The sequence below is a fragment of the Nostoc flagelliforme FACHB-838 genome, assembly GCF_014698065.1.
Lineage (GTDB): Bacteria > Cyanobacteriota > Cyanobacteriia > Cyanobacteriales > Nostocaceae > Nostoc > Nostoc flagelliforme_B.
On the sequence record NZ_JACJSI010000312.1, the window covers coordinates 1 to 6,922 of the forward strand.

At 39.4% G+C, this 6,922-nt stretch carries 9 protein-coding genes and 1 pseudogene; 5 read left to right on the top strand and 5 right to left on the bottom strand.

What is annotated here, in order from left to right:
- Positions 1 to 167: 167 nt before the first annotated feature.
- The 3 genes and pseudogenes from H6G97_RS41945 to H6G97_RS53990 form a co-directional block, all read right to left on the bottom strand.
- Positions 168 to 333: pseudogene (locus H6G97_RS41945) on the bottom strand (IS1/IS1595 family N-terminal zinc-binding domain-containing protein); the annotation flags it as partial.
- 215 nt (positions 334 to 548) lie between these two features.
- A complete protein-coding gene (locus tag H6G97_RS53985; protein WP_242055960.1) occupies positions 549 to 797 on the bottom strand; it encodes a hypothetical protein in 249 nt (82 codons plus the stop codon).
- A 42-nt stretch (positions 798 to 839) separates the two neighbouring features.
- A complete protein-coding gene (locus H6G97_RS53990; protein WP_242055961.1) occupies positions 840 to 1,013 on the bottom strand; it encodes a hypothetical protein in 174 nt (57 codons plus the stop codon).
- A gap of 329 nt (positions 1,014 to 1,342) precedes the next feature.
- Here H6G97_RS53990 and H6G97_RS41955 point away from each other — a divergent pair, with 329 nt between their 5' ends.
- A complete protein-coding gene (locus tag H6G97_RS41955; protein WP_190946477.1) occupies positions 1,343 to 1,570 on the top strand; it encodes a hypothetical protein in 228 nt (75 codons plus the stop codon).
- A 94-nt stretch (positions 1,571 to 1,664) separates the two neighbouring features.
- On the opposite strand, the gene H6G97_RS41960 is transcribed toward H6G97_RS41955, so the two are convergent.
- A complete protein-coding gene (locus H6G97_RS41960; RefSeq protein WP_422394267.1) occupies positions 1,665 to 1,907 on the bottom strand; it encodes a CopG family transcriptional regulator in 243 nt (80 codons plus the stop codon).
- Between the two features lie 348 nt (positions 1,908 to 2,255).
- On the opposite strand from H6G97_RS41960, the gene H6G97_RS41965 reads away from it, so the two are divergent.
- Positions 2,256 to 2,903: a CmcJ/NvfI family oxidoreductase gene (locus H6G97_RS41965; protein ID WP_190946478.1), complete on the top strand. Its 648-nt coding sequence runs from the start codon at positions 2,256 to 2,258 to the stop codon at positions 2,901 to 2,903.
- Here H6G97_RS41965 and H6G97_RS41970 read toward each other — a convergent pair.
- Complete coding sequence (locus H6G97_RS41970; protein ID WP_190946479.1) at positions 2,838 to 3,836, bottom strand: IS630 family transposase; 999 nt, start codon at positions 3,834 to 3,836, stop codon at positions 2,838 to 2,840. The two genes, H6G97_RS41965 and H6G97_RS41970, sit on opposite strands and share 66 nt — an antisense overlap.
- 81 nt (positions 3,837 to 3,917) lie before the next feature.
- Between H6G97_RS41970 and H6G97_RS41975 the strand changes: the two genes are divergently transcribed.
- The 3 genes from H6G97_RS41975 (at position 3,918) to H6G97_RS55105 (ending at position 6,557) form a co-directional block, all read left to right on the top strand.
- Positions 3,918 to 4,187 carry a CmcJ/NvfI family oxidoreductase gene (locus tag H6G97_RS41975; RefSeq protein WP_338421960.1) on the top strand — a complete coding sequence of 90 codons (270 nt, stop codon included), beginning with the start codon at positions 3,918 to 3,920 and terminating at the stop codon, positions 4,185 to 4,187.
- A 914-nt stretch (positions 4,188 to 5,101) separates the two neighbouring features.
- The gene (locus H6G97_RS41980) at positions 5,102 to 6,139 is read left to right on the top strand and encodes an SGNH/GDSL hydrolase family protein (protein ID WP_190946480.1); all 1,038 of its coding nucleotides are present in this window, start codon (positions 5,102 to 5,104) and stop codon (positions 6,137 to 6,139) included.
- Positions 6,140 to 6,422: 283 nt separating this feature from the next.
- Positions 6,423 to 6,557 (top strand): hypothetical protein, encoded by a 135-nt coding sequence (locus H6G97_RS55105; RefSeq protein ID WP_277883424.1) that lies wholly within the window; start codon positions 6,423 to 6,425, stop codon positions 6,555 to 6,557.
- Positions 6,558 to 6,922 lie beyond the last annotated feature (365 nt).

The following is a 6,922-nucleotide window of genomic DNA, read 5'->3' on the forward strand; positions in this document are numbered from 1 at the left end:
TGAAATTAACTACGACTGGACATGACAATACAGGTTTAAATTTGAACTGTTCCGGTATACAATCTGTTTTCTGAGGGGTCATGCTTAAAACTGCTGGAATTCATGTGCAATAGATATTTTGGCAGTTTTTGACTCCTCTTTTCTCCAGCTTCGTGAGAAATCCGGGTAACGTATGACCTTAAACATTCTTGCTTGATTTCATCTGAGTATCCTTTTGGTGGACTGTAAACATCGATAAATTGACGACCACAATTGACGCAAATGTGATGAAAGTTTACCTCTTCGTTTACCATTTTTTCTAATTTCAGTAGAGTCGCAGTATGGACATTGCACAGTAAATGACCTCAATTCATCCCTCTATTATGCAACGCCCAATATCTCTTTAACCGCCGCTTTCTCTTGTTCTATCTGCTGGACGCGCTTCAGTAAACGCTTGGGAATATAAGTAATCGCACATAATTATTTACACATGAGGATCTAGTGTGGATAAGGGGTTTATAGCTTAATTTTGTGTAATTAATTTTGTTTAGCTACTTACTTTGATGACTTCACAAGGCCATTGACTTCACAAGGCGATCGCCCTCGCTCCAGAACTCGTAGTGATAATACGCCTGGGGATAATCTCTGCCATTCCTAGTAATCGTTCGCCAGTGGATGCTCCCACTGCCCTCCCCCTTATTTCGCCGCATTTTACTAGGGGAGATATCATTACTAGGGTTTATCTCTAAACCTTCATTACTAGGGCTTATCTGCTTGTCCCCTAGTAAATTACTAGGGCTGATTGCAACGCCTAACATCTGCAATATCTCTGCAACAGGGCGTTTAGCGGCGTTGGCTTCTTAAATATCCCCTAGTAATTTTTTGGGAATATACTTGGTTTTCTTCTGCCCGTTCTCCTGCCAGTGATAATAAGCCTGGGGGTAATCTTTACCGTTTTTGGTAATGGTGCGCCAGTAAATAGAACCGTTGCCCTCGCCCTTACATCGACGATTTTTACTAGGACTATTGTTCATATCCCCTAGTAAAAGATCGTTTGCAAGGTCTGAGGTTTGGCATTCTGTGTTTATTCACTCCTTTTTAATTGCATTACCAAGACTGTGAGCGATCGCAGTCATACTTTAATTGGATAGTTTTGTCTTTCCTTACTAATTAAATTAGTAATCTTAGTGTATTATGTCTACTAATTCAATTGGTGAACTGGGTAATGAATTAATGATTATCGATAAAAGCTTAATTGCGTCTATTCGATGGAATAAGGAGTTGGGCAGAAAACTAAAAATTTTACGTGGTACAGAGTCCATGCAGTCTTTTTAATGAAGATGGAAGTAATAATTGGGGGGGTATGGACACAGATGCAGAACTCAGTGATTCTTGGTGGAAGCGGGTTAAATATTATGCTCAGTTAGCGATTGAACGTGTAGAGAATGGGGTTGATGCAGTAAAGGAATTGCTCAGCACTCTAACGATTGATGAGCGTTGCGGCATGATGCTGGAGTTTGAGGATCTTGACCCTGACAAGTTTGCTCAACTGCTTGTCGATGCCCCACAGTGGACTGAATGGATGGCGTGATTTGCCATTCGACTAAACCAGTTGACGTTAATTCCTCAAGCATCATTTAAGTCTTGTAAACAGTCCTGTAATATCCTGTTCTTCATTAATTGGCTTATTTTTGAAGCCGAGCTAATTCTGAAACTTCAGAGTCTGGCAAAATTTCCGATGCTTCCTCACTCTCAACCTTTAAAGAACGCAGTAATTCCCGAATTACATCGTTAAAGGGTCTTCCTGTTCTTGCACAGTATTGTGACAATTTCTCTATTTCTGTTGACGTGAGATTTACTGTCAATCGTTTAACTGCCCATTTTTTATTCACCATTTGCTTTTTATACCGCTCTATCACTTTTGTCACAGAAAATTATACCTTTGTTTCAAAGCCTCTCCTAATCAGGCTCTTAGCTTATTTAATCCAATCAATCTCAAAACAATTGGTTTTTCTGTCGGCGTTGCTGATGGTGAGCCTTACTCGTTATGGGTATCTGGACCAGTGGCAGGTTTGGGTTAACAATGATAGCGCGTCTATGTTTATGGTGTGCGATTGTTAATGAGTGTTTAACACTAACCAATTAATTGGGGATTCCAAGCATTCAAAACAACAGAATTCACTGTTAAAATACGACCAGTCCGCTCACTCAAACGGGACAAACAGCTTATAACTACTCAAATTTAAGTATTTAACTATATTGAAAAAGGATGTTTTATGAGCCTAGACAGTAGTTTTTTACTTGACCTGCCGCACGTTGAGACATTCCTTACTTACTTTACACCAATGGCAGAAAAACCTGTAATCTATGCCTATGAACCACCACCAGGCATTCCACAATCCAACCGGAAGTTCGAGACACACTTGATGCCAATCTATGATATACAGGCGGTTTCACAAGACATATCCCTAGATCGACAGGGCTTTAGACAAGTTGTAGCTCATAGCAGTGTCCGCAATTTTTATGACGAAGATGAGATTCTTCGTGTCTATTATCCTGAAGCCGAGCAACTTTTGAAAGAGGTAACAGGTGCCCAAAAGGTGGTGATATTCGATCACACTCTCCGTAACGCTCAACGCTCTTTATCCAGTGAAAGCAGGATCAGTGAGCCGATAAAGCGTGTACATAACGACGTAACAGCCAAATCTGGCTATACTCGCGCACGTAAGGAATTGACCTTGAGGGGGATAGATAACATTGATGAATTGCTACGGCAAAGATTTGCTTTAATTAACATTTGGCGACCAATCGCCCCAGTTTATGAGTCACCATTAGCCGTGTGCGACGCTTTTAAGTACCTATGCAAAATTAATTACATATTTTTCTCCAAAATCTCTAATGACTTTTTCAACATAGCTAACTAAATTTGACCAACTAGAGTATGCATCTATTTCTATCCATTCATATTTCATAAAACGCCAAAGAATTTCTATTAAATTTAATTGAGGGGAGTAGGATGGTAGCCAAAATATTTCTAATTTCTTCTCTTGCCAGTCGCTAATTTTTTGCTGGATTTTTTTGCTTGTGTGAAAAGACGCTTTATCCATAACGACAATAGTTTTTATTTGGAGATTTTCAGCGAATTTATCAAGACAAGAGATAACTACATCACTTGTAATCTTTCCTTCAAATATATAGGCATCTAATTCTCGATCACTATTCATTAATCCTAGTACATTTAGGCGACGACTACGACTACTGTCAATTTTAATATTTTCTCCTTTTTCTTGCCATCCATAAGGTATATAAGGTGTTAAACAGAATCCGGTTTCGTCTAAATATCTTAAATCAATTTCTCCAGATTTATCTTGTTGTTTTAGAACAGTGGGTCCCTCGTGTTTTTCTTTATATTCCAGTGGGTCTGGCTCTCCTGCTAATCCCCTTTTAAATCTTCTCCATGTCATTTCAAAGTTTTTTAAAATCCGTTTTACTGTATCTTTACTAACTCTGACTCCCCAGAGTTCTTCAATTTGAACTAATACTTTTTTTAAATTTTTTGGTGATTGTTTTACCCACTCTTTGATTTGTAGCTCTTGAATTTCATTAAAAATTGGTTTCCTCCCTCGTCCTGGGCGATTATATAGTCCTAACAATCTGTATTCTTCCCAATCATTCATCCAATTGTATATGGTTCCTCGGGTGACTTGAAAAATTTCCATCAATTCCGAAATTGTTTTTCCTTCATAGCTCAATAAAATACAGTGCGCTCTCTGTTTTACTTGATAATGAGAACTTTGTTTATATATTCTGTTAAGTAATTTGATTGTATCGATAGTTAAATCTTTAATAAATCGCATTTTTTGACCTTCTTGTTACCAAGAAAATATTTCAAATTGCTATTTACATAATATACAATTAATTTTGCTTAAGTACTTAGTATCGCACCAACAGACTTAGTAGCTAGTGACCTCGTGTACCGTGATTACGTTGGTCAAAGCTACTTAATAACCTATAATCCAACACATCAATGGTTCTATTTACCCCAAATGCAACCCTCGGAGGCACTATTGTTTAAGTGCTTTGACTCGGCTATTGACGGACGGGCGAGGTTTCCTGCTCATACTGCGTTTGATGACCCAACAAGCCCACCAGATGCCCCAGCTAGAGAAAGTATTGAATTGCGGACGCTGGTTTTCTATCCTACATAAGAGGATGTTTGAAAAGGGTCGGCTTAAGCCTCAAGTGTGACTCAGGGGCGCGATCTCAAATCCAAAACTCCGATTCTCTCGTAGCAGTTTTTCGGTGGACAGGGTAGTGAAACACACGTTGGAGGACTTTTCAAACACCCTCTTACATTGGGCGGTTGGGGATTTTTGAAGTACCTGATGATTTGGTCATGGAGGTGGCTGCATGACTAAAACAGCCCCAAGCGATACGCTACCTCCAAAGACAAAATCAGTAATAGTTGAGTTATCTGCTACCTAAATTTTTTTTGGACAACTCGAACATTTTTGCACTGTCTAGAGTTGGCACAGTGTAGTTTACTGCCGCAGGCATCCCAACAAAGCGGGCGGTTACGCCGGGAGCAAACTTCATTAGCGATGCCTACGGCGGTAAACTACGCAACACTTCATCAAGAACAATCGCCTGCCTCGTCCCGACACTGTTTAATAGCTTTGAAATCTGTAGCGCCCCTTTATCCCTGTATAGCTTAGAGCTTTTCTTAGTGCCATTCGCTACTGAAGCTTTGAAATTAAAGCGAAGTTAAAACTAAAGTGATGCCTACAACAGATTACGCTTATGCAGCCTTGATTCCATCATAGTCAGTTGATAGCAATCACAAAGCTGTATAATATCTACCTTTTAGCATAGAAAGTTTACTGTTTATTTGTAATATAATTTTTTTAATCAATGTAATATACTTTTTGATCAAAAAAATGTAAATCTAAGTATTTACAGCTTTTTTAGCTATGCTTGATGAGCTTTTGAGGCATAGCTAAGTAAAAAACGTAAATTAACTCAAAAGGCATACTTAGTTTTAAAGTAAGTCAGAGACAAGTTGTTAGACTACCGCTCTTTCATTACTTTTAAACAAATTATAAATACTACAGGTAAAACAAATATGAAAAAACAAGCTGTAGCGGTAGGATTTGTTCTATTTTCTTTCATGTTGCCGACCAAAGCCTCGGCTGTGAATTTTGATCAGCTTTATGTATTTGGCGATAGTCTTTCGGATACAGGCAATATATACAATGCTACGGGTAAAACATACCCTGTAAGCCCACCTAACTTTGAAGGACGTTTTTCCGATGGACCACTCTGGGTAGATTATGTCGGAAATCAGTTAGGGTTAAAGCCTACTTTATTGACTGATATCGATTTCGCTACTATTCCTCCTACACCAATCCCTACCCAAGGGATAAACTTTGCTTTCGGTGGTTCTAGCTCTGGTTTAGGTAACGCTGTCGTTTCCAATTCAAATTTACCGGGACTACTCAAACAAGTTCTTGGTTTTGCTGCAACTATGCAGGCAAATAATCAAACTGTTGATCCAGATGCACTTTATACATTGTGGGGAGGTGCGAATGATTTCTTTTTTCTCAACTCCGAAGACTCTAGCACGCCAATCAGTAATATATCCCTGGCGTTGAATACTCTGGTAGGAGTTGGCGCAAAAAATATTTTGGTGTTTAACTTGCCAGACTTGGGACAGCTGCCAGCAGCTAAAATCAACAATCGTAACCCTACAACTCTTAGCAAATCGACTAATGAGTTTAACTTAGGTTTAGCAGAAACTGTGAGCGCTTTGAGCCAAAACCAGAATCTCAACATCATCTCTATTGATACTTATTCTTTATTTAATCAGGCAAGTGCATTAGGTTTTACGAATGTAACCGAGTCTTGTTTATCTAGACCAGATATATGTAACCCAGGTAACAACAAGTTTCTCATATGGGACGGGTTTCATCCAACGACCGCTGGTCATAAGGTGATAGCAGATGCTGCACTGGCAGCGATTGAGGCTAAGTCCGTTCCTGAATCTTCGAGCAACTTGGGGATTTTAGCCCTTGGTGCTTTTGGTGCGATAGGAGTGCTGAAGCGTCAACAAAAAAGGTCGGTACTGACGGCTAGAACACCGATTCAGTATTCAGAGTCATGACGAAAAACTCGGGTTTCTTTTAGGCACAAGAAAGGAACTGTGGTTGAAAGGACCTAAAAATCCGGTTTTTCAACCTCGCGTTTTATTAGTGAATCGGTGTTCTAAGAGCCGGTTATTAGCACATAATAGATGTTTTTACGCTTCGGGTTTGAAATAATCGAAAAGGCGATCACCTGAATCTGCACGAATCAATGATACAACTACATCTGGTAAGGCCAATACAGTTCGGTTAAGCCCCAAATCAGGTAAAGTGAGGGTTATTTCCTGAATATACTAGTATTGAATGCAACTCAAAGAATTCTCGCTAGTCTTACCTCTGGTCGAATCAGGTATGGTACTCAAAGCCTTAGAAACTGCGATTCCATCTGATGCAATTGAACAGGCAATAAGCCTACGGCATGGCTTCGCTTACCGCTAACGCTAAAGCAGGCGAAGCTCGTAAACGTGCCTTACTCATATCTTGCACCTGGAAATAGTAATGTCAATTCCATGACTAAGTGCTAAGGGTCGAAGCCGTTCAATATTTAGTACTAATAGAGACAAGACTAAATGAGGTAAAAAAGTAGATAGTGCAAGAAAAGCAGCTTGACCCCAGTCCAAAGAATCAGGTAGACAGGATGAAAGATACGTCCAATATGCTAATAAATAGGCAGTAATGGATAAGATTAACGGGAGCATCCACTTTTGGCAGAAAGACTCAAATAGCTAATAAACCATTGAGATAAGCACAACGAATAGAGAGGATGTGATTAACACTATCAACATTCCACTGTGCGCCAGAAA

Bases quoted from the DNA above. Each gene is read 5' to 3' on its own strand.
- H6G97_RS53985 (WP_242055960.1), bottom strand. From the start codon at position 797: ATGTTAGGCGTTGCAATCAGCCCTAGTAATTTACTAGGGGACAAGCAG.
- H6G97_RS53990 (WP_242055961.1), bottom strand. From the start codon at position 1,013: ATGAACAATAGTCCTAGTAAAAATCGTCGATGTAAGGGCGAGGGCAAC.
- H6G97_RS41955 (WP_190946477.1), top strand. From the start codon at position 1,343: ATGGACACAGATGCAGAACTCAGTGATTCTTGGTGGAAGCGGGTTAAA.
- H6G97_RS41965 (WP_190946478.1), top strand. From the start codon at position 2,256: ATGAGCCTAGACAGTAGTTTTTTACTTGACCTGCCGCACGTTGAGACA.
- H6G97_RS41970 (WP_190946479.1), bottom strand. From the start codon at position 3,836: ATGCGATTTATTAAAGATTTAACTATCGATACAATCAAATTACTTAAC.
- H6G97_RS41980 (WP_190946480.1), top strand. From the start codon at position 5,102: ATGAAAAAACAAGCTGTAGCGGTAGGATTTGTTCTATTTTCTTTCATG.
- H6G97_RS55105 (WP_277883424.1), top strand. From the start codon at position 6,423: ATGCAACTCAAAGAATTCTCGCTAGTCTTACCTCTGGTCGAATCAGGT.